We start from the raw sequence: 26932 nt of genomic DNA, 5'->3' as shown, positions 1-26932 counted from the left end.
TTCGCGGCAACCCCACCCTAACTCTATCTGACGATAGTGTCACTCAAAATGCCGATTGAGATAGCACCTCTAAGCGGTTGTTGAGCATCAATCTGACGAGAGAGGCAGGGAATCAATCCGCCAGGGACAGTAGGCTCTTCCGCAGCTCGGCCCTGATCACCTTGCCCAGCGCGTTACGCGGAACCTCGCCGACGATCTCCAGCTGCTCGGGCAGTTTCCGCCGGGACATGCCGGTCGCCAGGAGGCGCTCGCACAGCTCGGCCAGCGTGGGCGGCAGACCCGGATCCGCGGGTACGACGACCGCGCAGACCCGTTCGCCCGTCCGCGCGTCGGGCATCCCCAGGACCGCCACATCGGCCACTCGGCGATCAGTGGCGAGGGCGTTCTCGACCTCCTGCGCCGAGATGTTCTCCATGTTGCGGATGATCACGTCCTTGAGGCGCCCCGTGATGGTGAGATGCCCCTGCTTGTCGACCCGCCCCAGATCGCCGGTGCGCAACAGGCCCTCGGCGTCGAAGGCGCCGGCCGCCAGCGCCGGATCGACGTATCCGTCCATCAACTGCGGTCCGCGTACCCGCACTTCACCCTCCTCGCCGGGCTCCGCGCGCCGTCCCTCCGCGGTGACGATCACCACCTCCACGCCCGCCCCGCCGCGCCCCTCGGAATGGGCGAGATGCTCGTCGTCGTCGGCCAGTGAGCCCCAGGCGAGCATGGGGCACTCGGTCAGCCCGTAGCCCGCGAGGACGCCGATCCCGCCCAGCTCGCGCCGCACCTCCTCGTGCAGTGCCGCGGACTTGGCGGACCCGCCGCTCAGGAAGGCCTTGGCGTCGGGAAACAGGGGCGCCTGCTCCGGGTGGGCCCGCTGATGGGCCAGGTAGGCCCGGATGAAGGGGACTCCCGAGCCGACATGGGTCACCCCGCGTGCACGCTGGCGCTCGATCTCCCGGGCGGGGTCGAAGGTCTCCGCGATGACCAGCTCGGCGCCGGTACGCAGCGCGGACATCAGGTGCACGGGGCCCGCGATGTGGGCAGCGGGAATGAGGAAGCCGACGACGTCACCGAACTCCAGGCGCAGCGCGCTGTCCATGGTGCGGGCAGCCGCCATGATCGTGGCGTCGCGGTGCTTGACGCCCTTGGGGTCGGCGGTGGTGCCGGAGGTGTAGAAGTACCAGCGCACCGGTCCGGCCGCCTCGCTCGGCGCTGCCTCCACCGGGGGCGGCAACAGGGCCGGATCAGCGGTCGGGAGACCGTCGTCCGCGACCAGTACGTCGAGGCCCGGCTGCCCGGCCGCGATGCCACGGGCCATCGCCTCGTGGTCGAAGCCACGGAACACCCGGGGCACGATCAGCAGCGAGGGCCGCGCCTGACGGCAGACGAACTCGACCTCTCGTCTGCGCAGGATGGGCACGAGGGGGTTCTGGACCGCCCCGAGCCGGCTCAGCGCCACCATGAGGACGAACGAGGACAGCCTGGTGGGCAACTGCCAGGAGACGACGACGCCTTCCGCCACACCTCGGGCGGCCAGTCCCGCGGCCACCCGCTCGGCCTCGCCGCGGAGCCCGCCGAAGGTGAGCGAGCCACCGTACTCGTCCACCGCGAACACCTTGTCCGGCGTGGCCTCGGCCCGACGTGACACCAGCTCCCACAACTGATCCGCCTCGATCACTCGGGTCACCTCCCATAAGTTACGCCGCCGTCAGATCTACCGAGGCTCTCCGAGTCGACATCGCTCCGTCAAGCATGAATGCGGAACAGATTATTGACGAAGCCGTCAGACCGGCGCGATGGTACGTACGCACTCCGCATGACCGAGCGTCGCGAGAGGAAGAGAACATGGGCAGGGTCGAAGGAAAAGTCGCGCTCATCACCGGTGCCGCGCGTGGGCAGGGCCGCAGCCACGCGGTGCGCCTCGCCGAGGAGGGTGCCGACATCATCGCCGTGGACGCCTGCGCGGACGTGGCGAGCAACGGATATCCGCTGGCCACTCCCGATGACCTGGCGGAGACGGCCCGCCAGGTGGAGAAGGCGGGACGGCGCGTGATCGCCCGCCAGGCCGACGTGCGGGACCCGGCAGGGCTGCGCGCGCTGGTGGCCGAGGCCGTGTCCGAGCTCGGCGGCCTGCACATCGTGGTCGCCAACGCCGGGATCGCGCCGCTCGGTCCGGGCCCGGTGCAGGCGTTCGCCGACGTGGTGGACATCAACCTCGGCGGCACCCTCAACACGGTGCATGCCGCGCTGCCGTACCTCAGGGCCGGTGCCTCGGTCATCGCCACCGGTTCCGTGGCCGCGTTCCTGCCGGGCACCACCGACACGGACGCGGGTGGCCCCGGCGGCGCCGGCTACGGCCTGGCCAAGCGGGTGGTCGCCCAGTACATCAACGATCTCGCCGTGCAACTCGCCCCCCGGTCGATCCGGGCCAACGCCGTGCACCCGGCCAACTGCAACACGGACATGCTGCAGAGCGACCCGATGTACCGCATGTTCCGGCCGGACCTCGACCAGCCCACCCGCGAGGACGCCGAGCCCGCGTTCCACGCCATGCAGGCCATGCCGATTCCGTACGTCGAGCCGCTCGACGTCAGCCACGCGGTGCTCTTCCTCGCCTCGGACGAGTCCCGCTATGTCACCGGCCTCCAGCTGAAGGTCGACGCCGGAGCCGTCATCAAGGTCCAGCCCTGGAGGCAGTGACGCCGGGGCACGGTGGCTCGCGTCTCACAACTGCCCCTCGGCCCGGGCCCGCAGTGCCCTCTTGTCGGTCTTCAACAAGGGTGTGAGCGGCAGTTCCGTCACGACCTCCAGCCGGTCGGGCGCCTTGTAGTCGGCCAGCCTGCCCCGGACCAGGGCCCGCAGTTCGTCGAGCGTCGGCGGGCGGGCCGGGTCGGCGGGCACGACGAAGGCGACCCCGATCTCGCCGATGACCGGTGCGGTGGCGCCCACGACAGCGACCCTGTCGACCGCCGGATGGCCGGCGAGTACGTGCTCGACCTCCATGGGGTAGACGTTGTAGCCGCCGCGGATGTAGAGGTCACCGGCGCGGCCCGCCAGCGTCACGTTTCCGTCGGGGGTGAGGTGGCCGAGGTCGCCGGTGGTCAGCCAGCCGTCGGGGTCCAGGGCGGCGGCGGTGAGTTCGGGCGCGTTCCAGTAACCGCGCATCGCGCAGGGGCTCCTGAGGTGGATGCGCCCCACCTCACCGTCCGGCAGGGGCTTGCCGTCCTCGTCGCGGATGGCGATCTCGACGCCGCTCTGCGGTCGCCCCACGGTGCGGTACTGCACCTCGGGCGGGTCCGCCGGGTCGGTGCCCGTGATGCTCGGCGACTCCGTCATCGCGTACCGGACGACGAGCGGGCAGCCGAGGGTCCGGGCGACCCGCTCGACGAGCTCCGGCGGGGCGGGGGCCGTGGCGGACACCCCGAGGCGCAGCCGGGGCAGCCGTACCCGGTCGATCCCGGGCACTTCGAGCAGCTTGGCCCACTGGGTAGGGACGCCGCCCGCGACGGTGATGTCCTCGTCGATCAGCTGACGAAGCATGTCGTACGCCCGCCACGGGGAGGGGCTGACCACGATCGTGGAGCCGGTGGCGAGCTGGTCCCAGAGCTTGGCCATGTAACCGGCGTGCGGGAACGGGGTGCCGGTCAGCCGCCGGTCGTGCCGGGCCGTCAGGACCCCTCCGGTGATCCGCGCGGCGGCGAGTCCCCGGTGGTCGAACCAGGCGCCTTTGGGGACTCCGGTGGTCCCGCTGGTCCAGATGATCGCGGCGGGGTCGGTGGCGCTGCCGCGCGGGCGACGACGTCGGCCGAGGCCGGGTTGCCGGTAGCAGGTGGCGAGTTCGCGCCGGGCCAGGACCGGGGTGCCGTGCGGAAGGGGCGGCAGCTCCAGGTCCGTGTCGCGGATGACCAGGGCGGGCCGGCACTGGGCGATGACCGAGCCGGTCTCGTCCGGTCCGAGGCGGGTGTTCAGCCCGGTGGTCACGGCGCCCAGCAGCGCGGCGGCGGCGTAGCAGATCGCGTAGTCGATGGACGAGGGGAGCATGAGCGCGACCACGTCGCCCTGCCGCACCCCGCGGTCGGCGAGTACGGCGGCGAGCCCGTCGGCGGCCCGCCCCCATTCCGCGAAGGTGAGGCGGAGCGGGCCCTCGACATAGGCATCGTGGTCGCTGTGTTCGAGCACCGCCACGTCCAGTGCGTCGGCCAGGGTCTCGACGCTCATGTACGCCCCAGGATCAGGGTGCCGCTGGAGCAGAACCAGCCGCCGGTGCCGCTCACGCAGGCCAACTCGGCGTCGGGCACCTGCCGTTCACCGCACTCCCCGCGCAACTGGCGTACCGCCTCGACGATGAGGAACAGGCCGCGCTGCCCGGGGTGGCAGGCGGACAGTCCACCGCCGTCGGTGTTGGTGGGCAACTCGCCGCCGTTCCTCAGCCGGCCCTTCTCAACGAAGGCCCCCGCCTCGCCTTTGGGGCAGAAGCCGAGGTCCTCAAGGGTGATGAGGAGCATGTACGTGAACGCGTCGTACAGCTCGCACACGTCGATGTCCTGGGGCCGCACCCCGGCGCGTTCGAAGGCGAGCGGCCCCGACACGGCGGCCGGTCCCGTGGTGAAGTCGGGCCATTGGCTGGTCGCCATGTGGCTGACGTACTCGCCGGTGCCCAGGATGTGGACAGGGGCCTTGGGCAGGTCGGCGGCCCGGTCCTCGGCGACGATCACGGCCGCCGCACCGCCGTCGGAACGGATACAGCACTGGAGCTTGGTGAACGGATCGGCGATCACCGGCCCCGACAACACGTCGTCCACGGTGATGGGGGCGCGGAAGGACGCCTCGGGGTTGGCGGCCGCGTTGGCCCGCGCGGAGACCGCGATCTCGGCCAACTGCTCGATGGTGGTGCCGAATTCGTGCATATGGCGGCGCGCGGCCATGGCGTACTTGGAGATGAGCGTGTGCCCGTACGGGGCCTCCCACTGCTGGGGCCCGCGCGAGCCCCAGTCGAGGCTGGCGGTGCGCAGTCCCCGGCGCAGGTCGGAGCGGGCCGTCGAGCCGTAGGTCAGCAGGACCACGTCGGCGTGTCCGGCGGCGACGGCGTCGGCGGCGTGGGCGGCCATCACCTCCCAGGAGGCGCCGCCCACCGAGGTGGAGTCGATCCAGCGCGGGCGCAGGCCCAGATACTCCGCCATGTCAACGGGAGGCAGGGTGCCGAGCGAGGTGGAGCCCAGACCGTCCACGTCCGAGGGACGGAGACCGGCGTCCGCGAGGGCGCGGCGGGCGGCCTGCGCGGCCAGGGCGTACGGCGTCGCGTGGTCGACCCGGCCGACGTCGGACAGGGCGACGCCCGCGATGACGGCGCGACGGCTCATCGGGCGGCTCCGGCGGGGGTCGGCGCGGACGGCTCGGCACTCGAAGCCGAGGCAGCCGGCTCCGTGGCCTCCGCGCGTACGGCCGACGCCGACAGGCTGCTGATCAGGTGGAGGGTCTCGCGGGGCGAGACCAGCAACTGGTCAAGGACCCGGGCGCGCTTCACGTACAGCTGGGCGTCGTGTTCGTGGGTGTAGCCCATGCCGCCGTGGATCTGGATGTTCTCGGAGCTGTTGCGGATGGCCGCGTCGGCGCTCACGGTGCGCGCGGCGGCGGCGTGGAACTCGGCGTCCGGACGGTTCTCGGCCAGCGCGAGGGCGGCGAAGAGGAGTTGGGCCCTGGCTGCCTCGGCGCGTACGGCCATGTCGGCGCAGCGGTGTTTCACTGCCTGGTTCACGCCGATGGGGCGGCCGAACTGGACGCGGTTCTTGGCGTGTTCGACGGCGAGGTCACGGGCGGCTTCCGCGATGCCGGTCTGCAGTGCCGCGACGAGGACCGAACCGCGCAGGAAGGCGGGTTCCCGGTCGCGGCCGACCGAGACGAGAGCGGGCTGCCGGTGCACGGAGGCCGTGGCCAGTCGTATGCCGGGGTCGATCGGCGGCAGCTGCCGGGGTATGCCGAAGGCGGCCGTCTCCAGCAGCGCGGCGCCGTGCGGCTCGACGACGGCGACCAGCACGGCGCCCGCCGTGTCGATCAGATCGAAGTCGCCGGACACCAACTCCGGGCCTCCCGAGCCCTCGGAGCCTGTGGCGGCGCGCGCCCCGACCCGTCGCTGGGCGGTGCCGACCACGATCTCCCCGGAGGTGATGGCCTCGACGAGATCGTCCCGCCCCGCCGCGGCGGCGATATGGGCGCCGAGCACCGTGGCGACGAAGGGGCCGGGCGCGAGGTGGCGCCCGATCTCGCGGAAGAGCAGGGCCTCCTCGGCCGCCGTGTACCCGACGCCGCCTTGTTCCTCCGGGAGTCCGAGCCCGAACCAGCCCAGGCGGGCGGCCCGCTGCCACGCGGTCCGGTCGAACGCCTCGGCCTCACCGGCGCGTTCACGGAGTGCGGAGATCGGCATCTCCTTGGCCAGGAACTCGGCCGCGGAGGCGACGACGGCCTCCTGGTCGGCGGTGGGAAGGAGATCCATGCTCGTCCTCTCAGTTGTCCGTGCCGGCGGCAGTGGTGGTGGCGTTGGCCAGGATCCGGGCCAGCGTGTCCACGTCCTCGACCGACCGCAGGGCGTCGTTCAGGTGGGTGCAGGTGCTCGTGCCGGTGAGTTCGGCGCGTACCCAGCGGCGCAGGCCCTCGACGGTGCGGCCGACGAGCCGGCCGGCGCCCGCCGCCGCGGCCGGGCACTCGGTCCACGGCAGGGCCCGGGGCTCGGCCCGCAGTGCGAGGATCTCCAGCGTGGCGGGGTCGATCAGGCCGTTCACCGCGTAGTCGTGGATGACCGTCTCCACGCCGTCCGGGCTCATATGGGTGTCCCGGTAGAACACGTCGAGGTCGAGCGGCCGGCCGTCGATCAGGTCCAGGCGCCGCCGTCGCCGCATGCCGTGGGCCGGCAGCGGGCCGAGGTCGTGCCAGGACCAGGGATCGTCCCGTTCCAGGACGGGTGCCAGGGGTCCCTGGACCGTCGGCATGGTTCCGGTGCGGGCGATCTCCAGCAGCATCGTCCCGTCCGAGCGCCAGCCGGAGCAGACATCCGCCCGCTGCAGCGCGTACGGACCGGTGTCCCGTTTGCTGATCCGTTCGTTCCCGGCGCCGACCGCGTACCCGCTGACCAGGGCGGCACCCGGCAGGTCGTCGAGCAGCAGGTGCGTCAGGGTGCCCCGCGCGCGCTCCTCGGGGAGCGCGCGGCCCACTCGGGAGCGGAATCCGGCGGAGACCGAGGCTCCCAACAGTTCCTGCGCGCCCGGGAGTTCGGGAGAGGTCCGGATCTCGGTGAGCGCGAAGTTCCCGGCGTAGTCGACCCGGGCGTGCACGGCGGCCTCCGCGAGGACGGTCGCCCGGCCGTCCGGGGCGGTGAGCAGGTCACGGGCCCGGCCGGAGAGGATCAGTTCGCCGTCGACGCCCTCCGGGCGCAGCATGTCGATGCTGCTGGTGCGCCGCAGTGAGCCGCGGCGGCGCGGCGGGGTGTGGGTGGTCGGGTGGTGCGGGCCGTGTCCGGGGTGCGGAGGGCGTCGGTCCGTGGTCATCTCCTGCCTCCTCTTCTCCTCAGCCGAGCACGAAGGGATCGCGGGTGCGGCCGGTGGTCTCGATCCAGACGGCCTTCTCTTCCAGGTACTCGCCGAGTCCCTCGGTGCCGTTCTCGCGCCCGAATCCGCTGTTCTTGACGCCGCCGAAGGGCATTGTGTAGTTGAGCGTGCGATACGCGTTGACCCACACCGTGCCGACCTTCAGCGCGCGGGTCATCCGGAAGACCCGCCGCACGTCGGCGGTCCAGATGCCGGCGGCCAGTCCGTAGCGGGAGTCGTTGGCCAGCCGTACCGCCTCGTCCTCGTCGCCGAAGGGCACGGCGGTGAGGACAGGGCCGAAGATCTCCTCGCGGCACACGACCGAGTCGTGGGGCAGGCCGGTGATGAGGGTGGGCTGGAAGAACAGGCCGCCGTGCCCGCCGTCGCCTCCGCCGGCGCGGATGAGGGCCCCTTCCTTGCGCGCGGTGTCGACGTAGTGCCGGATCTTCTCCAGCTGGCCGGGGAAGCAGATGGGGCCCATCTCGGTGGCGCTCTCGGTGGGGTCTCCCATGACGATGGACTCGGCACGCCCGGCGACCCGGTCGACCACCTCGTCGAAGACGTCCGCGTGGATCAGCGCCCGGGAGCCGGCGATGCAGGTCTGCCCGGCGGCAGCGAAGATCCCGGCGACCAGTCCGTTGGCGGCGGCTTCCAGGTCGGCGTCCGGGAAGACGATGTTCGCCGACTTGCCGCCCAACTCCAGGGTGGCGGGGACCAGATGGGAAGCGGCTGCCGCGGCCACGGCGGCGCCGGTGGTCTCGGAGCCGGTGAAGGAGACCCGGTCTACTCCGGGGTGCCCGACCAGCCACTCCCCCACCTCCCCGGAAGCGCCGCTGACCGTGTTGAACACTCCCGGCGGGAAGCCCGCGCGTTCGAACAGCTCGGCGAACTTGAGGATGGAGACGGGGGCGTGCTCGGACGGCTTGGCCACCACCGTGCAGCCGGCCGCCAGCGCGGGCGCGAGCTTGAAGGTGAGCAGCAGCAGGGGCGAGTTCCACGGCAGTACGGCGGCCACGACGCCCACGGGTTCCCGGCTGACGTAGCCGAAGAAGTCGGGGCGGCCGGTGTCGACGACCCGGCCCTCGATCTTGTCGGCGAACCCGGCGTAGTACTCGTACCAGGCGGGCAGCGAGCGCACCTGGCCGTCCATCTCGCGCAGTAGTTTCCCGTTGTCGCGGGTCTCGGCCAGGGCCAGTTCGTCGGCCGCCGCCTCGATCTCCTGGCCCAGGCGGCGCAGCAGCCGCGCGCGTTCGGCGCCGGACAGTGCGCCCCAGGGCCCGTCGAAGGCGGCGCGGGCCGCGGCCACCGCATCGTCGACGTCCTGCCGGGTCGCCTCGGCCACCTTCGCCCAGGGGTCGCCCCGGTAGGGGTCGACGGAGTCGAACGTCGTACGGCCCGGGCGCTGCTCGGCGCCGATGGTCATGGCGATGGCTTCCACGTCTCTCCCCAGCGGACTTCAGGTATCGGTGCGGTAGCGGGCGGCGAGTTCCTCAGTGCCCCGGGCGAGCAGGGTCACGTCGGCCCCGACGAGGACGAAGGAGCAGCCACGTCGCAGATAGCGGCGGGCGGCGGGCTCGGCGAAGGCGTTGATTCCGGCGGCCTTGCCCTGCCCGAGGATGGCGGCGATGCCCTGTTCGATGCGGCTCAGCACGTCCGGGTGGTCGGGGTTGCCGAGGTGACCGAGCGATGCGGCGAGGTCGGCAGGCCCGATGAAGACGCCGTCCACGCCGTCGACAGCCGCGATCTTCTCCAAGTGGTCGATCGCGTGGGCGGATTCGGCCTGGACCAGGACGGTGATGCCGTCGTCCGCCTTCTGAAGGTATCCGGGCACCCGGTTCCAGCGTGAGGCGCGGGCGAAGGCGCTGCCCACGCCGCGGATCCCGTCGGGCGGGTAGCGGGTCGCCCGGACCACCTCCTCGGCCTCCTGCGCCGAATCCACCATGGGGACCAGGAGGTTGCGTACGCCGATGTCGAGGAGCCGCTTGATCAGTACGGGGTCGGCGGACGCGGGGCGCACGACCGGCTCGACCGGATAGGGGGCCACTGCCTGGAGCTGGGCGAGCACCGACTGCGGGTCGTTCGGCGCGTGTTCCATGTCGATGAGCAGCCAGTCGAGTCCGCCGCCCGCGCAGATCTCGGCGTTGTAGGGGCTGCCGGAGGCGACCCACATGCCGATCTGCGGCCGCCCGGAGGCGAGTTGGCGTCCGAAGCCGTCGCTGTCAGGTGCCGGCATGACTCTCCCCGCTCCCCTTGTTCTCCGCGCTCTCCTTGCTCTGAGTGCTCTCCGTGCTCTCCGTGCCGAGGAACCGGCAGGTGATCGTGCCGAGCGGCCCGTAGTCGGCCTGGAAGGTGTCGCCGTCGTAGGCGTGGACCGGCCGGGTGAAGGAACCGGCGAGGATGATCTGGCCCGCTTCCAGCGCCACGTCGTGCGGAGCGAGCTTGTTGGCCAGCCAGGCCACTCCGTTGGCGGGGTTGTTCAGTACGGCCGCGGCGACCCCGGACTCCTCGATGGAGCCGTTGCGATACAGCAGGGCAGAAGCCCAGCGCAGGTCGACGTCGAGCGGATGTACTGGCCGGCCGCCGAGCACCAGCCCGGCGTCGGCGGCGTTGTCGGCGATGGTGTCCACGATGGTGCGCAGATGACCGGTGCCCGGATCGCTCATCTGGACGCGGGCGTCGAGGATTTCGAGGGCCGGGGTGACGAACTCCGTCGCCCGCAGTACGTCGAGGAGGGTGCAGCCGGGGCCGCGCAGGCTCTCACCGAGGACGAAGGCCAGCTCGACCTCGACCCGGGGCCGGACGAACCGGTCGACGGGGACGTCGGAGCCGTCCGCGAAGAGCATGTCGTCGAAGAGAGCGCCGTAGTCGGGTTCGGTGATCGAGACGGCCTGCTGCATGGCCCGCGAGGTCAGTCCGATCTTGCGTCCGATGAGACGGCGGCCCTCGGCGAGCTTGCGGTCGACGAGCGTGCGCTGGACCGCGTACGCGTCCTCGATCGTCATCTCCGGGTACTGGAGGGAGAGTTGGCGGATCGGTGTCCGGGAGCGTTCGGCCTCGTACAGCCGGTCGGCAGCGTCGCGAAGATTGTCGGCGGTGGGGCGGTCCGCGGCCGTGGTCGTCGGCACCGTCATCGGCTCAGCAGGAAGTCGAGGGCGACCGTGTTGAAGGTCGCCGGGTCTTCGAAGTGCGGCCAGTGGCGGACGTGCGGCATCTCCAACAGGCGTGCGCCGGGGATGAGTTCGGCCACGCGGTAGGCCGTGCTGCGGTACTCGTTGCGTTCGCCGGAGGCCACGACCAGGGCGGGTGCCTTGAGGGCGGACCACTCCTCCTCGGTGAGCAGGTTACGCTGCCGTACGCCCTGATCCTGGAGGATGAGTACGTGGTCGATGACGGCCTTCGTCTCCGGGAGCCGGTAGATGGCCTGGCGCAGGGCGATCACGTCCGGGATGCGGTTGCGCTCCTCGGCCATGAGATTGACGAACATGGCCCTGATGGACTCCCAGGTGGGGTCGTCCACGGCACGGGTGCGCTCGGCCCGGATGCGCGCCATGTTGCTCGCGGTGCCTACGAGACCGGCCGGGGAGCACAGGATGAGCCCGTCGACGCGCTCCGGGTGGGTGAGCGCGAGGCGTGCGGCGACCCAGGAACCGAGGGAGGTGCCCGCCAACGCGGCTTTCTCGATGCCCAGTTGGTCCAGGAGACCGGTGACGTGGCGGACGTACACGTCGATCTCGTAGTCGTAGTCGGGTTTGTCGGAGAAGCCGTTGCCCACCATGTCGAGCGCCACGCAGCGGAAGTGCCGGGAGAGCGGGCCGAGGTTCGAGGCCCAGGTCTCCCAGTGGCCGCCGGTGCCGTGCAGCATGACCAGGGCGGGGGCGTCCGGGTCTCCCGCCTCGACGTAGCGTGTCGAGACGCCCTCGACATCCGTCCACGCCTGCCGGAACGGCACCTCGCGCAGCTCGGTCCAGATGCTCCGGTAGTCGGCGTACCGGTCGGGCTCCTTGTACGGTCCGGTTTCCCTGTCGGTCATCGCGGCGCCCTCTCCCGGGATCACTGTGCGGCCAGCCGGGCGGCCAGTTCCTGCTGCCAGACCTCGACGGGCTTGGCGGTGCCGGTCTCCCCGATGAGCTTCTCGGTCTCCGCGCGGATCTCCTCGTCGCTCCGGTCGAGGTCGAGCGCGACCCGCCAGGGCTGGCTGACGTACCAGGGCGTGGGGGTGTACAGCTCCAGCCGGTTTCCCTCCGGGTCCTCGAAGTAGATGCTCCAGCTGTTGCCGTGGTTACGGCCCTCCATGCCGGCCGCGCCGAGTTCGAGCGCCCGCCGGTGGAACCAGCGCAGCGAGCCGAGATCGTCGTCGTCAAGGCGGAAGGACAGCTGACTGAGCAGCACGGTCCCCCGCGGTGCCTCTCGGCCGGTCACCAGGACCAGTTGGTGGTGTTCGTCGGCCTTGCGGCTCAGGAAGGTCAGGCGGCGGCCGAGGAACTCCCCGCTGTCGCTCACCGCCATCCCCATGAGCTCGGTGTAGAAGCCGACCATGGCGTCCATGTCGTCGACATAGAGCCCCAGGTGGGTGAGCTGTGCAGGCGGCGGAGTGTTCATGGTCCTCCCTTGATGACCTCGTATGACCTGGGGCGTGGTGCGGTGGGGTGCCTCCCGCACGGGCCCCAGTTGAGTGGTCAGGACGATAGTATCTGACATCAATGTCGTCTAGATCTAGCACCCGCGAGCGCACCGGCCCTATTCTGCTGGAAACCCGGAAGGCGCGCTGGATCACCAAGATATGGTCCCGGTCGCCGTACAGATGGAGCCCCATGCCGAGCAGTGATGGACACCGGGACGGCCTCCCGCAACTCAATGCAGTTCTGACAAATGAGTTCGCATCGGTCCGGCTGTCGGTGGACCACCGCGGTCACACCCCCCGGCTCCGTGTCGAGGACCTGGAGACCGGAGACGCGATCCACATCGATCCGCTGGAGCTCGCCAGCTTCTGCCAGGTGACTGAGCCGGACCGGGCCGACTGGCTGCGCGTGGGCCAGTACCGGTCGGACGCCGTCGCGTGAGGACACGACCACGCGTGACACGAGCACGCGTGACACGACCACGCGTGACACGAGCACGCGTGACACGAGCACGCGTGACACGACCGCGCGTGACACGAGCACGCGTGACACGACCGCGCGTGACACGAGCACGCGTGACACGACCGCGCGTGAGTCGCCAACGGCTGGTGGCACGTCTCAGGGAGGACGCATGACGTACCCGGCCATCGTCGGCCTCGGCATGACCGAGATGTCCCTGCGGCCCGGCGGTACCGCCCGCGAACTGGCGCACCGGGCCGTGTCCGCCGCCCTGGCCGACGCCGGGCTGACCCGCGCGGACGTGGACGGACTCCTCGTCGGCTCCAGCCAGGGCGTACGCCCGGACCGGGTGGGCGTGTCCCTGGCCCGCCAGGGCGGCTTCGGCGATCTCGCACTCCTTGAACACGTCGAGATCAAGGGGGCCACGGCCGCCGCGCTGATCCAGCGAGCCGTGCTCGCGCTACGGGCCGGTCTCGCCCGCACCGTCGTGTGCGTCTTCGCCGACGCGCCGCTGCGGGCCGGCGGCGGTTCCGGTTCCACATACGCGCACAGCGGCGGCACCGAGGGAGTGCGCGGCCTCGAACGCGCCTCGGGCGTGCTCGGTTCCGTCCCCACGTACGCGCTGCTGGCCTCCCGCTACCTGGCGCTCACCGGCGGCTCGGAGGAGGACCTGTGCGCGGTGGCCCGCACCGCACGCGACTGGGCGGCGGGCAATCCGCTCGCCGTCGCCCGCACCCCGCTGACCGCCGACGACTACTTCGCGAGCCGGATGGTCTCCACCCCCCTGCGACTGTACGACTGCGCACGGCCGGTGAACGGCGCCGTGGCCCTGGTCGTCGGCACACCCGGCCGGGACAGCGGCGCCCCACCGCCCGTCCATGTGCGCGGCATGGCGCAGCACCACTCCATGCGGCGCCGGCGCGCCGGGGCGGAGTCCTGGTTCGACCAGGATCCCTCGGCCCTCCGGGCGGCTGCCGACCGCGCCCTCGCCATGGCGGGCCGACGGCGCTGGGACGTCGACGTTCTGGAGCTGTACGACCCGTTCAGCGTCGTCACCCTGTGCCTGCTGGAGGCGTACGGGTTCTGCGAGCCGGGGCACGCCGGGAAGCTGGCCCGCTCCGGCGCTCTGGGGCCCGGGGGCGAGCTGCCGGTCAACACGGGCGGCGGACAGCTGGCGGGCTTCTACCTCCAGGGCATGACGCCGCTCGCCGAGGCCGTCGTCCAGCTGCGCGGCACCGGAGGCGACCGGCAGGTCCCCCGGGCGGCCACCGCCTTCGTGGCGGGCATCGGCGGCCGCGTCGACCACCACGCCTTCCTCGTACTCGACCGGGAGCCGCTGTGACATCCGAGATATCCGAGGCGCCCGAGCCGATCACCTCCGCATCCGGCCCGGAGACGTCGGACTGGCTGGTCGCCGACGAGCTCGCCCCCGCCGTGACGGGCACGCTCGCCCCGCTGTACGAGGCCGCCGCCCGGGACGTACTGGCCCTGCCGTTCTGCGGCGGCTGCGGTGCGACCCTCGAACTCGGCCAGGACCTCTGCGACCGGTGCGCGTCCGGCTCCGTCGTCTGGCGGCAGGTGGAGCCGGCGGGTGTGGTCCACGCCGTGACCACCGTGCACCGCCGCGAGCCGCGGCTGACCCGGCCGTCCGACCGCCCGTACCACGTGATCGATACCGAACTGGCCAGCGGGCACCGCCTCGTGCTGACCACCGAGGGACCGGTGGACGTACCGCCGGCGATCGCGGACCCCGTCCGTATCGGCTTCCGCACCGTGGGCGGCACCGTCCTCCCGGCGGTGGCCCCGACCACCGGAGACGGCGCACCCGACGCAGGTGTGCCCGCCGAGCCCGACAACCCGGAGACCACCTGATGACCACCCTCGACAACCCGCCCGCCGAAACCGCCGAAACCACCGGGTCCACCGGGTCCACCGGGTCCACCGGGTCCACCGGAACGTTCGACGCGGACGCCCTGGTGCGCCCCGACCGCGTCCACGGCTCCGTCTACACCTCACCGGAGATCTTCCGCCGCGAACTGGAGCAGATCTTCCGCAAGGGGTGGGTCTATGTGGCCCACGACAGCGAGGTCCCCGAACCCGGCGACTACGTCACCCGCCTGATCGGTCAGGAGCCGGTCGTCGTCGCCCGTGGCAAGGACGGCCAGGTCCGGGCCCTCGCGAACCGCTGCCCCCACCGCGGCAACCGCCTCTGCAACGCCGACCAGGGCAACGCCACCTCCTTCCGGTGCCCGTACCACGGCTGGACGTTCAGCAACGAGGGGCCGCTGGTCGCCGTACCGATGAAGAACGGCTACGCGGACCGCTACGACTCGCTGCGCGGCGAACTCGGCCTCACCCCCGCCGCCCGTGTGGACACCTACCGGGGCTTCGTCTTCGCCTCCCTCGCTCCCACCGGCATCTCCCTGCTGGAGCACCTGGGGCGGGCCACCGGCGCCATCGACCGGCTCCTCGCCCTGTCCCCCGCCGGTGAACTCCAGCTCGGCGCCGGGCACATGAAGCACTTCCAGCACTGCAACTGGAAGATGGTGATGGAGAACAACGTCGATGGCTACCACGCGCTGTTCACCCACAAGTCGGTCTACGACGCGGTGCGTCCGGCCAAGGTCTCGCACCAGCCCGCGAAGGTGAAGGTCCTGGTACGCGACCTCGGCGGCGGCCACTCCGAGATCGACTACAGCGAGGAGTACGAGAAGCTGGACGAGGAGTTCGTCTGGTTCGGCCGCAGCCCCCGAGAGAAGCTGCCCGCCTACGTGTCCGCGATGGAGGCGGCGTACGGCCCCGAGCGCACTCACCACTCCCTGGTGGTCGGCCCGCCGCACACCCTGATCTTCCCGAACCTCTTCCTGGCCGAGATGAACATCATGACGGTGGACCTGCTGGCCGCCGACCGCACCATCGCCTACACCACCCCGGCCCTCCTCAAGGGCGCCCCGGAGCTGAACAGCAAGATACTGCGCCGCACCGAGGGCGCGATGGGCCCGGCCGGGTTCCTGATCGCGGACGACGGCGAGATCGGCTTCCGCAACCAGCGCGGTCTCGCGGCCCGCGGACCCGAGTGGCTGGAGCTCAGCCGCGGCCTGGAGAGCGACCTGGACAACGAGACCGGAACCGTCAACTACGACAAGAGCTCCGAGACCCCGCAGCGCGGCTTCTGGCGCGAGTGGGCCCGAGTGATGGGAGCGTCCGCATGACCACCGTGGCGAACACCGGCGCCGAGGCGAGCGGGGCGGTCCGGCCCGCCTTCACGCCTGTCGATCCCGAACTGGCCGCCTTCATCTACCTGGAGGCCCGCCTCGCCGACGAGTCGCGGTACTCGGAGTGGGAGGCCCTGTGGGACGACGACGCCTGTTACTGGGTCCCCATGCGCGAGGGCGACGACCCCCAGCGGAACCTGTCGTACATCTACGACAACCGGCGCCGGCTGCGCAGCCGGATCGCCCAGCTCAACACCGGTTCCCGGCACGCGCAGACCCCGCCGTCGCGGATGCGGCGCACGGTGTCCAACCTGGAAGTGCTCGCGCACGAAGGCGACTTGGTGACCATCGGCTCCAACTTCGCGCTCCACGAGTACCGCCACGAGCTGACGGTCTGGGCCGGCCGGTACGTCCACCGGATCCGCACGGGCCCGGATGGACCACGCCTGGTGGAGAAAACCGTGCACCTGGTGAACGGCCATGGTGCCGTGCCGACGCTGGCGTTTCTCATCTGACCCCGGCTGAACCCGGATGCCCCCGGCTGAGCCCGGACGGCCTCATCCGATCGCGGCCGAGGACGGGAGGCCGATGAACACAGGACACGGCCCGCTCGGGGCCGTTCCTCCCCGGACGCATGCGGTCGTGGCGGGCGGCATCCCCTCACGGTGGTCAGACCTGGATCTGTCCGCCGTCGACGAAGTGCTCGGCACCGGTGATGAACGAACTCTCCGGCCCGGCAAGGAATGCGGCCAGCGCTGCGACCTCCTCGGGGCGGCCCATGCGCTGCAGCGGAAGCTGCGAGGCCAGCGCGCCGTGGAAGTCCTCAGTGCTCTGGCCGAGCACGCCGGCCAGGCGTTCGATCGCGGGGGTGGCGATGGGGCCGGGCGTGATGACGTTGACGCGCACGCCGCGTGGGGCCAGCTCCGCGGCCCAGGTCCGGCCCAGGCTGCGCACGGCTGCCTTGGACGCGGCGTAGACGCCCATCCTGTCGGCGCCCTGGTGAATGGTGGAGGACGCCAGCAGGATCACCGACGCGGGCCGGGCGAGCAGGGGCAGCGACTTCTGCACGGTCAGCAGGCTGCCCTTGGTGTTCACACCGAAGACGAAGTCGAACTGCTCCTCCGTGACGTCCGCGAGAAGAGCCCCGTCGCCCGCGCCGGCATTGGCCACGACGGCGTCGAGCTGCCGTCCGTCGCCGCGGATGACGTCCATGACTCGGTCGAGGTCGGCGGCCCGCGAGACGTCGCACGGCACGGCGACCGCGTCGGGGCCGACGTCCTCGGCTGCGGCTTCGAGTTCGTCCTTGCGCCGACCGGTCAGGTAGACGCGGGCGCCGTCATCGGCAAAGCGCTTCGCGATCGCCCGTCCGATACCGCTGGAGGCACCGGTGACCAGGGCTGTCTTTCCGTTCATGGGGCGCATGGCACCCATCCTTTCGAGATCACTATGCCGTTCACGCTGCGCGTAGCCGTGGCACGGCCTGACGGGCAGCCGACCATTCTTGACTGCCTCGTCCAGAAACATAGTCGATTCTGGACGAGACAGTCAAGAACGCGTATGGTGGAGCCATGGCACGATCCCGAAGCTTCGACGAAGGCGACGTCCTGCGCGCCGCCAGGGACCAGTTCTGGTCCACCGGTTACGCGGCGGCGAGGGTGGACGACATCGCCGCGGCCACCGGTCTGGGCAAGGGCAGCCTCTACGGCGCCTTCGGCGACAAGCACCAACTGTTCCTGCGCACCTTCGACGACCATTGCGCCGAACTGATCGAGGCCGTGCGCCAGGCGCTCGACGGCCCCGACGCCGGCGCCTGTGAACGGCTGCACGCTCACGTACTGGCAGTGGCAGACGCCACCGCTTCGGACGTCTGTCGGCGCGGCTGCTTGCTCGCCAAGGGCACCGCCGAGCTGTCGGAGCGAGATCCGGCCGTCGCAGCGACGGCCCGCCGGACGTTCGCGGCCATCGAGGAACTGCTCACTTCCTGCATCGCGGGAGCGCAGCGGGCGGGCGACATCAAGCAGGACGAGGACCCCACTCGCCTTGCCGGACTCCTGCTGGCCGTGCTGCGCGGGATGGAAGCATTGGGCAAAGGCGGAAGCAGCCCCGACTCGCTGCGCGCGATGGCCGAAACAGCCTTGGCTGTCCTGCCCCGGCCATAGGCATGTCCGGACCGGAGCGGAAGGTCCTCCGTCGTCCTCGCGGCCTGGTCAACCTCTGAAGGACTTCCGGAGCCAACAACTAAGCCATCGGCTCCCCGGCCAGCAGCCCCCGCTCGATGAACTCCGCGAGGGTCTCGACGATCGCCTCGCCGCTCGCCGGACGGCTCCCTGCCGCCAGCTCGTCGGGGACCCGCTCCAGCAACGCGATCAGGACGAGCGCGGCGACCTCGGGGCTGAGCGGGTACGCGCGCTTGACCTGGGCCAGCACCGCTCCCAGGGCGTCGACCAGGCTGGCGCCCACCTGGTAGCCGAGCGCCCGAACGGTGGGGTCGTCCGGCTGCCGCTCGACCCAGGCACGGAGCACGCCCGCGTAACGCTGTTCGATCGGCAGGAACTCCGCCAGCCAGGAGCGGAGTTGGTTCGCGGCACCCTCTCCGGGACGGATGTCGGCGAATCGCTCGGCCGACTCGCCCAGTTGTCCGGTGGCCTCCTCGGACAGTGCCGTGAGCAGGTCCAGCTTGTCCTGGAAGTACTTGTAGAAGGTGCCGCGGGCGACGCCTGCCTCGGTGACGACGACATCGATGTTCGCGCTGCTGTAGCCGCGGGCGGCGAATGCGCGGGAGGCCGCGTCCAGCAGATGGTCGACGGTGCGGCGGGCGCGGACGCTGAGGTGGTCGAAGCGGCCGGCAGTGGGCACCGGGTGTTTCGGCGGGCGCCCCAGCGAGCGCAGGTCCGTGTCGGAGGCCTGCAGTCCGTGGGCGGCCAGGATCTCGGCCGGGGTCCCGGGGAAGAGAGCGAGCTGGACGACGACCGCGAGGCTGTCCACGACCATCTCGTCGGTCAGGCCGCGGTTCTCCCCCACGTGCCGGAGGTAGTTCACCCGGTGGACGAGGGCCGCCAGCGCCGACGAGGTGTTGCGCAGGTCGGCGGTACGGACGCCGGAGGACTCCAGCCGGACCGAGATCCGGTCGGCGTAGGCGTCGGAGAAGCGGGTGACCATCTCACCGAGGGCCGCCTCGGAGGAGTCGATGTGGGCCCACTGGACGAACATGGTGGCGTACTTGTCGTAGACCCAGGCCCACTCGCCGAGCCACCAGTGGAGGTTGTCGAAGCCCTCGGCCGTCGGGCCCAGCGGCCCGAGCCGCCGGACCACCCGCAGCAGCGCCGAACCGCACTCCTCCATCAGCTCGACGAAGATCTGGTCCTTGCTCTCGAAGTACTGGTAGAGCGTCGCCCGGGAGATGCCCGCGGCCCGGGCGATGTCGTCCACCGACGTCGCGTGGAACCCCCAGGTGGCGAACAGGTCGAGCGTGACGTCCACGATCTGTCGGCGGGTGCGCGTTCCCCGCTCGCCGACCACCGGACTCTTCGGTCCGTAGCTCGCGCGCCGGGTGACTGCGTCACCGGTCATGGTGGACTCCCTCGCTTCTCTCTACGCGTTCGCTGTGTGCCGCCGCCAGCGTACCGTGACGCGACAGTCAGACGCCCCGGAGCTGACAGACTCGTTTTTCACCCCAGTCGCCTGGCCAGCATGGACGTGACCCGGGTGACATACTCGCCCGCCACGTCCTCGCCGACCTTGCCGCTCGCGACGAGGAGATCCGCCAGCCGGCCGTTGATCAGGGCGAGTACCAGCCCGGCGACGATCTCGTAGTACGCGACATGGGAGGCGGGACGACCGCTGAGTTCCTCGTAGCGCGCCACGGTCGCGTCCCGGTCCGGGACCCCGTCGAGCCGGGTCAGCCCCTGCGCCTCGCACAGGAACTCCTCGAACATCAGCCACCACCCCAGGTCGATCCCGGGCGGCCCCACGGTGGCCGTCTCCCAGTCCAGTAGCGCCGCCACCGACAGATCCTCCCCGAAGATCATGTTGCCGACGCGGGCGTCTCCCCACACCACGCAGGCGGCGGCGTCCCTCGGCCGGTGCCGCCGCACGTGTTCCCACGCCCGGTCGATCACCTCGGCGTCGCGATGACGGCTGTCGGCGCACCACTCGTACCACTGGCCGAGACGTACGAGGTAGGCCTCCAGGGCGGTCCCGGAAGGCGAGCCGGACGGGGCGAGGAAGGTGAAGCCCTCGCGCCAGTCGATCCGGTGCAGCGCGGCCAGCTGGGCCAGCCCCTCGTCGTAGAGCCGCCCGCGTTCCTGCGGGGTCAGGTCCACCGTCCAGCCGCGTTTGTGCCAGCTCGGCACGTCGGAGGGGATACGGCCGGCCACTTTGTCCATGACGTAGAACGGGGCGCCGAGGAGCGACACGTCCTGCTCCGCGAACCACACGCGCGGCACCGGCACGGACGAGTGTCGGGCCAGTGCCCGCATCATCCTGGCCTGGAAGAAGGCGTCGGGTGTGACGAAGAGCTGATGGCCGGTGGGCTCGATGCGCAGGACGAAGCCGTGTTCGCGCGACACACCGTCCGGGCCGGTCCAGACCGCGTCGAAGTACGCGGTCTCGTTGGAGAATCCCGCCTTCGGCAGCACCAGTTCCCGGACGTCCACCGCCCCGGCCCCGAGCCGCACGGACAGCCACCCGGCCAGTGTCCGCCGAGTGGCCTCCAGGTCCCGTCGTGTGGTGACCGCCATCCGCTCCTCCTTCAGAGCCCGCCTCCGAACTCCGGCCGGGCGCACGTCGTCTGACCGGGTCCCCGACACAGGATCCCCGGCCGCTCTCCCGGACTGCTCCCGGAAGGGCTCCCAAAATGGTGACACTAATGCCAGACTCACTCCCCATGAAGACCACTGACCCAACTGATCCGGCCCGCCTCGGCGCCTACGTGCTGCCCGGCCGCGTCCAGGACCCCCGCCCGGCCGTCGGCGAGGCCCGCACCGCCGAGCACCTCGGGCTCGGCACGGTCTGGATCAGCGAGCGCTGGGGCACCAAGGACCTGGCAGTACTGGCCGGCGCCATCGGGCAGGCCACCGACAGGATCCGGATCGCCTCGGGAATCACCCACTTCCTCGTCCGCCACCCCGCGGTGCTGGCCTCCACGGCCATGACCTTGCAGGCGCTCACCGGGGGCCGCTTCTCCCTCGGCGTCGGGCGCTCGACCGACGCCATGTGGAAGGCGGCAGGACTGCCCCGGATGAGCAACGCCGTACTGACCGACTCGGCCGACATCTTCCGGCGGCTGTGCCGGGGCGAGCGGGTGTCGTACGACGGTCCGGCCGGGCGTTTCCCCCATCTGCGGCTGGGTGATCTGCCCTCCGACGTGCCGGTGCCACCGGTGCTGCTGGCCGCCATCGGGCCGAAGACGCTCGCCCTGGCGGGGCGCCATTTCGACGGGGCGATACTGCATCCGTTCCTCACCCCGGAGGCCGTCGCGAGGTCGGCGGCCCTGGTCCGCAGGGCGGCGGACGAGGCGGGCCGGGACCCGGCGGCCGTACGGATCCACGCCGAGGTCGTGACGGCCCCCGACCTCACCGAGGACGAGGAGAACGCGGTCGTGGGAGCCCGGGCGGTCACCTATTTCCAGATCCCCTTCTTCGGCGAGACGCTCGCCGAGGCGAACGGCTGGGACACCGCCGAGCTGGAGAAGCTCCGCACCCACCCGAAGCTCGCGGGCCTGCGCGGAGCCGCGGACAACCGCTTCACCCGGCATGAACTGCTCGACGTGGTCGGGTCGTTGCCGCCCGAGTGGCTCGCCACGGCAGCCGCCGCCGGCCCGGCCGCCGCCTGCGCGGACCGGCTGCGCGGCTATCTCGACGCAGGGGCGGACGAGTTGATCCTGCACGGGAGCACTCCGGAACTGCTCGGCCCACTGCTCCAGCACTTCACCGCAGCCGCCTGACAGCGGCTGAGGGCGGTTCGCGGGCGGTTCGAGGACGGTTCGAGGACGGTTCGAGACAGCAGCCACCGACGATTGCCTTTTGGTGACACGACTGCCAGAATCGATGAACGAAGGGATGGCTGACGGCTGCTTTCGAGCTCCCGGTTGCCAGCCGCCCGCACGCGCCGCCACACGGCTGTGGGCCGTCCCCGGCGCCGGCCGAAAGGTTTGCCTTGCTCACCCACGAACTTCTCTTCGTCGGGGGCCGCTGGACCGCCCCGGACAGCGACGAGACGATCGAAGTGGTCTCGCCCGCCACCGAAACACCCATCGGGCGGGTCCCTCTCGGCTCGGCCACCGATCTGGACCGGGCCGTCACAGCGGCCCGGACCGCCTTCGACTCCGGCCCCTGGCCCGCGCTGCCCCCCGCCGAGCGGGCGGAGGCGGTGACCCGGCTCGCCGCGGCGGTCCGCGCCCGGGCCGACGAGTTCGCCGACATTCTCACCGGCGAGGTCGGCACACCCCGCAAGCTGTCGCCGTTCGTCCAGGTCGGCATCGCGCGGGGCGTCTTCGACGCGTACGCGCGATTCGCCGCCGACTACCCGTGGTCCGAGACCCGGAAGGGAACGCGGGGGGCGACCGTACGGGTACGGCAGGTGCCGGTGGGCGTGGTCGCGGCGATCGTGCCGTGGAACACCCCACTCTTCGTCTCCGCACTCAAGCTCGCCCCGGCCCTGGTGGCGGGCGCGACGGTGGTCCTGAAGCCGCCGGTCGAGACGCCGCTGCATTCCTTTCTGCTGGCCGAGGCCGCGCTGGAGGCCGGGATACCCGAAGGGGTCCTGAGCATCGTCCCGTCGGGCGCGGCGGGCGGTGAGCATCTGGTGCGCCACCCCGGCGTGGACAAGGTGAGCTTCACCGGTTCCACCGCGGTCGGCCGCCGCATCGGCGAGCTGTGCGGCAACGACGTACGCCGCTGCACTCTCGAACTGGGCGGCAAATCCGCCGCGGTACTGCTCGACGACGTCGAGCTGACGCCGGCCGTCGTCGGACAGCTGGTCGGCGGCGCGATGACGAACAGCGGCCAGGTCTGCGCGTCGCTGTCCCGTCTCCTTGTGCCGCGCGAGCGGTACGACGAGGTGGTCGGCGCCCTCGCCGAGGTGGTGGGCGCCCTGCGGGTCGGCGATCCCTACGACCAGGCCACCGATCTGGGGCCGCTGGTGACGGCACGTCAGCGTGAGCGGGTGGAGGGCTACTTGGCGGCGGGCCGCGACGAGGGCGCCCGTCTGGTGGTGGGCGGCGGCCGCCCGAAGGGCCTGGACCGGGGCTGGTACGTCGAGCCGACCCTCTTCGCCGATGTCGACCCCAAGATGGTCATCGCGCGCGAGGAGATCTTCGGGCCGGTCCTGACGGTCACGCCGTACGAGGGCGAACAGGACGCCGTGGACCTCGCCAACGACTCCGACTACGGCCTGGCCGGCGCCGTGTGGACCGCCGACCCGGCCCGCGGCGAGGCGGTCGCCACCCGTATCCGGACCGGCGTCGTCGCCGTCAACTCCTCGGCTCCGCTGGACGCGTGCGCGCCGTTCGGGGGCTTCAAGCGGTCCGGGATCGGACGGGAGTCCGGGCCCGAGGGCATCTCCGCGTACACCGAGTTCCAGTCCATCGTGCTTCCCGCCAGCTGACGGCACACGTCCGCGACGCGGGAGAGTTAAGGAGAGCCGTTCCATGGAGACGCTGGCAGCGGTGCTGCGGGAGCGCAACACCCCCTGGGGGATCGAGCCGATCACGCTCGACCCGCCCAAGGAGACCGAGGTGCTGGTCGAACTGCACGCCTCGGGGATGTGCCATTCCGACGAGCACATCGTCACCGGCGACATGCCCTTCCGGCTGCCCTGCATCGGCGGCCACGAAGGCGCGGGCGTCGTCCTGGAGACCGGAAAGCACGTGTCCTGGCTCAAGCCCGGCGACCACGTGGTCTTCGGGTTCATCCCCTCGTGCGGCCGCTGCCCGTCGTGTTCCACCGGCCACCAGAGCCTGTGCGACCTCGGCGCGTACACCTACAAGGGACGGCAGATCGCCGACGGCACCGCGCGGCACCACGGCGCGGACGGTGAGGATCTGTCGACGGCCTGTCTGCTGGGCACCTTCGCTCATCACACCGTCGTGAACGAGGCGAGCTGCATCAAGATCGACCCCGGTTACCCGCTGGACAAGGCATGCCTGCTGGGCTGCGGCTTCGTCACCGGCTGGGGTTCGGCGGTCTACGCGGCGGACGTACGTCCCGGCGACGCCGTCGTGGTCGCCGGGGTCGGCGGCATCGGCGGCGCCGCGATCCAGGGCGCCCGGCTGGCGGGCGCCAAGGTGATCGTGGCCATCGAACCCGTACCGGAGAAGAAGGAGACCGCGCTGCAGCTCGGCGCCACCCATGTCGCCGCCTCGTGGGAGGAGGCGGAAGGGCTGGTCTCCGAGGCCACCTGGAACCGCGGCGCCGACAAGTTCATCTGCACGATGGGCGTGGGCCGGGGCGCCCTGATCCAGCAGGCCATGGCCATGACGGCGAAGCGCGGCCGGATCGTCGTCACCAACGTGCACGCGGCCGCCGAGACCTCGATCGACATCAGTCTGATGCAACTCACACTCACGGAGAAGCAGTTGGTGGGCTCGCTGTACGGATCCGGCAATCCGCGCGCCGACATCCCCAAGATCCTCGAACTCTGGGGCCGGGGCCAGGTCGACCTCGACTCGATGGTCACCCGCCACTACCCGCTGGAGGCCGTCAACGAGGGTTACGACGATCTGCGCGCCGGCAAGAACCTGCGCGGTGTCCTGGTCTATCGCTGAGCCGAGTCCTGGCGCCCTCCACCGAGTCTTGGCGCCCTCCGCCGAGTCTTGGCGCCCTCCACCGAGTCCTGGCGCCCTTCGCCGAGCCCCGGCGTCCTTCGCCAAGTCCTCGCGCCCTTCGCCCGGTTCCCGCTTCCATCCGCGAGCCCCCGCGCCGTCATCGCCGAGTCGCCGCGCCTCGCGCCTCGCGCCACGCCCGTCATGCCCAACCGCCCACGGGAGAGACCGTGCCCCTGCCCTTCACCGACGACATAGAGCTGGACGACCTGGACTTCTGGACCCGCCCGGCGGCCGACGTGGACGCCGCCTTCCGCACCCTGCGTGCAAGCGACCCGCGGCGGTTCTTCCACGAGCACGACCTGCGGGGCAACCGCCGGGAACAGGGCTTCTACGCGCTCACCCGGTTCGCCGACGTCGTCGACGTCAGCCGTCGCCCCGACGAGTTCGTCTCGGGCGAGGGCGTGAACATCTTCGACAACCCGCCCGACCTGCGGGAGTTCTTCGGGTCCATCATCAGCATGGACGACCCCCGGCACACCCGGCTGCGCCGGATCGTCTCGCGGGGCTTCTCGCCGCGCATGCTCTCCGGTCTGGCTCCGCACATCGAGGAGACCACCAGGGAGATCGTCGCCTCGGTCGCCGGTCGCGGGCGGATCGACTTCGTGACCGAGGTCGCCGCTCTGCTGCCGCTGCGGATCGTCAACGACCTGATGGGGATCCCGCGCAGCGAGGAGCAGTTCATCTTCGAGGCCACCAATGTGGTCCTCGGCGCCAGCGATCCCGAGTACGTGGCCGACCAGTCCCCCCGCGGAGTGGCCACCGCCCTGTCCACGAAGGCCAACGAACTCGCCGAGCTGCTCAGTGAGTTGGCCGAGGCCAGGATCACGGACCCCCGCGACGACCTGATCACCTCGCTGGTCACGGGCGGCACCCGGGAAGAGGTCCTCACCCCGCAGGAACTGGCCTCCTTCTTCATTCTTCTGGTCGGCGCGGGCAACGAGACCACGCGCAACGCGATCGCCCACGGCCTGCGGCTGCTCACCGAGCACCCCGCCGAACGCGCCCGCTGGCAGGCCGACTTCGAGGCGGTGGCGCCGACCGCCGTCGAGGAGATCGTGCGCTACTCGTCCCCGGTCCTGCACATGCGGCGCACGGTGGCCGCCGACGGAGTGCGCCTCGGGGAGCTGGAGTTCAAGAGGGGCGACAAGGTCGTCATGTGGCACTGCTCCGCCAACCGGGACGAGGACGTCTTCGACGACCCGGACCGCTTCGACGTGACCCGCTCCCCCAATCCCCACATCGGTTTCGGCGGTCCCGGTCCGCACTTCTGCCTGGGCGCGCATCTCGCGCGCCTTGAGGTCACCATCGCCTTCCGTGAGCTCTTCCGGCTGCTCCCCGACCTCCGGGCGGTCGGCGAACCCCGGCCGCTGCGCTCCAACTTCGTCCGCGGGCTGAAGCACCTGGACGCCGAGTTCAGCCCCGTCGCCGTCGAGGGAGAGCGCCGATGAGCACCGACGGCGTCGATGTACTGCACGAGGTCGGTGACGGGATCGCCCGCATCACCCTGAACAGGCCCGAGTCGGCCAACGCGATCGCGCCCGAGGCCCGGGACCGGATCATCGCGCTGCTCCAGCAGGCCGACGCCGACCCCGAGGCGCGGGTCGTCGTACTGGCCGCGAACGGCCGGCACTTCTGCGCCGGCGCCGATGTCACCCGTATCCGCGCCGGTTCTTCGGAGCCCAAACGGGTCGGCGACGGCATGCGGCGGATCATGGGCGGCGCGCAGCGGCTGATCGCCGCCGTGCTCGACTGCGGCAAGCCGGTGATCGCGGCCGTCCAGGGCCCCGCCGCCGGGATGGGCGCCCATCTGGCCTTCGCCGCCGATCTGGTGGTGGCCGCCGACACGGCCACCTTCATCGAGGCGTTCGTCCGGCGCGGCCTGGTGGTGGACGCCGCAGGCGCGTATCTGCTGCCGCGACGCATCGGTCTGCAGAAGGCCAAGGAGCTCGCCTTCCTCGGTGACAAGCTCTCCGCCCGCGACGCCCACGACCTCGGCCTGGTCAACCGGGTGGTGCCGCCAGAGGAGTTGGAGAAGGCCGTGGCGGAGCTGAGCGAACGCCTCACCGCCGCGCCCACCGGCGCCATCGCGCTGACCAAGAAGCTGTTCAACCGCTCGCTGGACGGCGACCGCGAGGAGTCCTTCCTGCTGGAGGGAGCCCTGCAGGATCTGCAGTCGTACGCCCATGACTCGGCGGAAGGGATCGCCGCGTTCAAGGAACGCCGTACTCCCCGTTACCTGGGGTGGTGACG

The 26932-nt window shown here is 71.2% G+C and carries 25 protein-coding genes; 12 read left to right on the top strand and 13 right to left on the bottom strand.

Going from position 1 to position 26932, the window contains the following annotated elements; all coding sequences use genetic code 11:
- Positions 1-112: 112 nt before the first annotated feature.
- Positions 113-1675: an AMP-binding protein gene (locus ACGFZQ_RS28070; protein ID WP_393842640.1), complete on the bottom strand. Its 1563-nt coding sequence runs from the start codon at positions 1673-1675 to the stop codon at positions 113-115.
- 158 nt (positions 1676-1833) lie between these two features.
- Here ACGFZQ_RS28070 and ACGFZQ_RS28065 point away from each other — a divergent pair, with 158 nt between their 5' ends.
- Positions 1834-2688: a mycofactocin-coupled SDR family oxidoreductase gene (locus tag ACGFZQ_RS28065; RefSeq protein WP_393842639.1), complete on the top strand. Its 855-nt coding sequence runs from the start codon at positions 1834-1836 to the stop codon at positions 2686-2688.
- A 24-nt stretch (positions 2689-2712) separates the two neighbouring features.
- On the opposite strand, the gene ACGFZQ_RS28060 is transcribed toward ACGFZQ_RS28065, so the two are convergent.
- From ACGFZQ_RS28060 to ACGFZQ_RS28020, 9 genes are read right to left on the bottom strand one after another with little or no spacing between them, the layout of a single operon-like run.
- The gene (locus tag ACGFZQ_RS28060) at positions 2713-4206 is read right to left on the bottom strand and encodes a class I adenylate-forming enzyme family protein (protein WP_393842638.1); all 1494 of its coding nucleotides are present in this window, start codon (positions 4204-4206) and stop codon (positions 2713-2715) included.
- Positions 4203-5348: an acetyl-CoA acetyltransferase gene (locus tag ACGFZQ_RS28055; protein WP_393842637.1), complete on the bottom strand. Its 1146-nt coding sequence runs from the start codon at positions 5346-5348 to the stop codon at positions 4203-4205. The genes ACGFZQ_RS28060 and ACGFZQ_RS28055 overlap by 4 nt, the downstream gene beginning before the upstream one ends.
- Positions 5345-6478: an acyl-CoA dehydrogenase family protein gene (locus ACGFZQ_RS28050; protein WP_393842636.1), complete on the bottom strand. Its 1134-nt coding sequence runs from the start codon at positions 6476-6478 to the stop codon at positions 5345-5347. Before ACGFZQ_RS28050 ends, ACGFZQ_RS28055 begins: the two co-directional genes overlap by 4 nt.
- 10 nt (positions 6479-6488) lie before the next feature.
- Positions 6489-7526 carry a DUF2889 domain-containing protein gene (locus tag ACGFZQ_RS28045; protein WP_393842635.1) on the bottom strand — a complete coding sequence of 346 codons (1038 nt, stop codon included), beginning with the start codon at positions 7524-7526 and terminating at the stop codon, positions 6489-6491.
- 19 nt (positions 7527-7545) lie between these two features.
- Entirely contained in the window at positions 7546-9003 is a 1458-nt protein-coding gene (locus ACGFZQ_RS28040; protein ID WP_393842634.1) for an aldehyde dehydrogenase, read from the bottom strand.
- Between the two features lie 18 nt (positions 9004-9021).
- Entirely contained in the window at positions 9022-9798 is a 777-nt protein-coding gene (locus ACGFZQ_RS28035) for an aldolase/citrate lyase family protein (protein WP_393842633.1), read from the bottom strand.
- Entirely contained in the window at positions 9785-10696 is a 912-nt protein-coding gene (hpaH, locus tag ACGFZQ_RS28030; RefSeq protein ID WP_393842632.1) for a 2-oxo-hept-4-ene-1,7-dioate hydratase, read from the bottom strand. Before hpaH ends, ACGFZQ_RS28035 begins: the two co-directional genes overlap by 14 nt.
- Positions 10693-11595 carry an alpha/beta fold hydrolase gene (locus tag ACGFZQ_RS28025; protein WP_393842631.1) on the bottom strand — a complete coding sequence of 301 codons (903 nt, stop codon included), beginning with the start codon at positions 11593-11595 and terminating at the stop codon, positions 10693-10695. Before ACGFZQ_RS28025 ends, hpaH begins: the two co-directional genes overlap by 4 nt.
- A 20-nt stretch (positions 11596-11615) precedes the next feature.
- The gene (locus tag ACGFZQ_RS28020) at positions 11616-12164 is read right to left on the bottom strand and encodes a VOC family protein (RefSeq protein ID WP_393842630.1); all 549 of its coding nucleotides are present in this window, start codon (positions 12162-12164) and stop codon (positions 11616-11618) included.
- A gap of 212 nt (positions 12165-12376) precedes the next feature.
- On the opposite strand from ACGFZQ_RS28020, the gene ACGFZQ_RS28015 reads away from it, so the two are divergent.
- From ACGFZQ_RS28015 to ACGFZQ_RS27995, 5 genes are all read left to right on the top strand, one after another.
- Positions 12377-12625, top strand: a complete 249-nt coding sequence (locus tag ACGFZQ_RS28015) for a hypothetical protein (RefSeq protein WP_393842629.1) — start codon at positions 12377-12379, stop codon at positions 12623-12625.
- Positions 12626-12815: 190 nt separating this feature from the next.
- On the top strand, positions 12816-13985 hold the full coding sequence (locus tag ACGFZQ_RS28010) for a thiolase family protein (RefSeq protein ID WP_393842628.1): 1170 nt from the start codon (positions 12816-12818) through the stop codon (positions 13983-13985).
- The gene (locus ACGFZQ_RS28005; RefSeq protein ID WP_393842627.1) at positions 13982-14515 is read left to right on the top strand and encodes a Zn-ribbon domain-containing OB-fold protein; all 534 of its coding nucleotides are present in this window, start codon (positions 13982-13984) and stop codon (positions 14513-14515) included. Before ACGFZQ_RS28010 ends, ACGFZQ_RS28005 begins: the two co-directional genes overlap by 4 nt.
- A complete protein-coding gene (locus ACGFZQ_RS28000) occupies positions 14515-15855 on the top strand; it encodes a Rieske 2Fe-2S domain-containing protein (RefSeq protein ID WP_393842626.1) in 1341 nt (446 codons plus the stop codon). Before ACGFZQ_RS28005 ends, ACGFZQ_RS28000 begins: the two co-directional genes overlap by 1 nt.
- The gene (locus tag ACGFZQ_RS27995; RefSeq protein WP_393842625.1) at positions 15852-16373 is read left to right on the top strand and encodes an aromatic-ring-hydroxylating dioxygenase subunit beta; all 522 of its coding nucleotides are present in this window, start codon (positions 15852-15854) and stop codon (positions 16371-16373) included. Before ACGFZQ_RS28000 ends, ACGFZQ_RS27995 begins: the two co-directional genes overlap by 4 nt.
- Before the next feature lie 154 nt (positions 16374-16527).
- On the opposite strand, the gene ACGFZQ_RS27990 is transcribed toward ACGFZQ_RS27995, so the two are convergent.
- Complete coding sequence (locus ACGFZQ_RS27990; protein ID WP_393842624.1) at positions 16528-17280, bottom strand: SDR family NAD(P)-dependent oxidoreductase; 753 nt, start codon at positions 17278-17280, stop codon at positions 16528-16530.
- A 146-nt stretch (positions 17281-17426) separates the two neighbouring features.
- Here ACGFZQ_RS27990 and ACGFZQ_RS27985 point away from each other — a divergent pair, with 146 nt between their 5' ends.
- Entirely contained in the window at positions 17427-18017 is a 591-nt protein-coding gene (locus tag ACGFZQ_RS27985) for a TetR/AcrR family transcriptional regulator (RefSeq protein ID WP_393842623.1), read from the top strand.
- A 79-nt stretch (positions 18018-18096) separates the two neighbouring features.
- Here ACGFZQ_RS27985 and ACGFZQ_RS27980 read toward each other — a convergent pair whose 3' ends face one another.
- Positions 18097-19428, bottom strand: a complete 1332-nt coding sequence (locus ACGFZQ_RS27980) for a TetR/AcrR family transcriptional regulator (RefSeq protein ID WP_393842622.1) — start codon at positions 19426-19428, stop codon at positions 18097-18099.
- Positions 19429-19526: 98 nt separating this feature from the next.
- Entirely contained in the window at positions 19527-20597 is a 1071-nt protein-coding gene (locus tag ACGFZQ_RS27975) for a phosphotransferase family protein (protein ID WP_393842621.1), read from the bottom strand.
- Between the two features lie 146 nt (positions 20598-20743).
- Here ACGFZQ_RS27975 and ACGFZQ_RS27970 point away from each other — a divergent pair, with 146 nt between their 5' ends.
- From ACGFZQ_RS27970 to ACGFZQ_RS27950, 5 genes are all read left to right on the top strand, one after another.
- A complete protein-coding gene (locus ACGFZQ_RS27970) occupies positions 20744-21802 on the top strand; it encodes a TIGR03857 family LLM class F420-dependent oxidoreductase (protein ID WP_393842620.1) in 1059 nt (352 codons plus the stop codon).
- A gap of 212 nt (positions 21803-22014) precedes the next feature.
- Entirely contained in the window at positions 22015-23463 is a 1449-nt protein-coding gene (locus ACGFZQ_RS27965) for an aldehyde dehydrogenase (RefSeq protein WP_393842619.1), read from the top strand.
- A gap of 43 nt (positions 23464-23506) precedes the next feature.
- Complete coding sequence (locus ACGFZQ_RS27960; RefSeq protein WP_393842618.1) at positions 23507-24622, top strand: NDMA-dependent alcohol dehydrogenase; 1116 nt, start codon at positions 23507-23509, stop codon at positions 24620-24622.
- A 227-nt stretch (positions 24623-24849) separates the two neighbouring features.
- Positions 24850-26130, top strand: a complete 1281-nt coding sequence (locus ACGFZQ_RS27955) for a cytochrome P450 (protein WP_393842617.1) — start codon at positions 24850-24852, stop codon at positions 26128-26130.
- On the top strand, positions 26127-26930 hold the full coding sequence (locus ACGFZQ_RS27950; protein WP_393842616.1) for an enoyl-CoA hydratase/isomerase family protein: 804 nt from the start codon (positions 26127-26129) through the stop codon (positions 26928-26930). The genes ACGFZQ_RS27955 and ACGFZQ_RS27950 overlap by 4 nt, the downstream gene beginning before the upstream one ends.
- The last annotated feature ends 2 nt before the right edge of the window (positions 26931-26932 follow it).

Source organism: Streptomyces sp. NPDC048254, from assembly GCF_043201895.1.
Classification (GTDB): domain Bacteria; phylum Actinomycetota; class Actinomycetes; order Streptomycetales; family Streptomycetaceae; genus Streptomyces.
The sequence above is the reverse complement of the archived record's forward strand: the minus strand, read 5'-3'. Positions and strand labels throughout refer to the sequence as shown.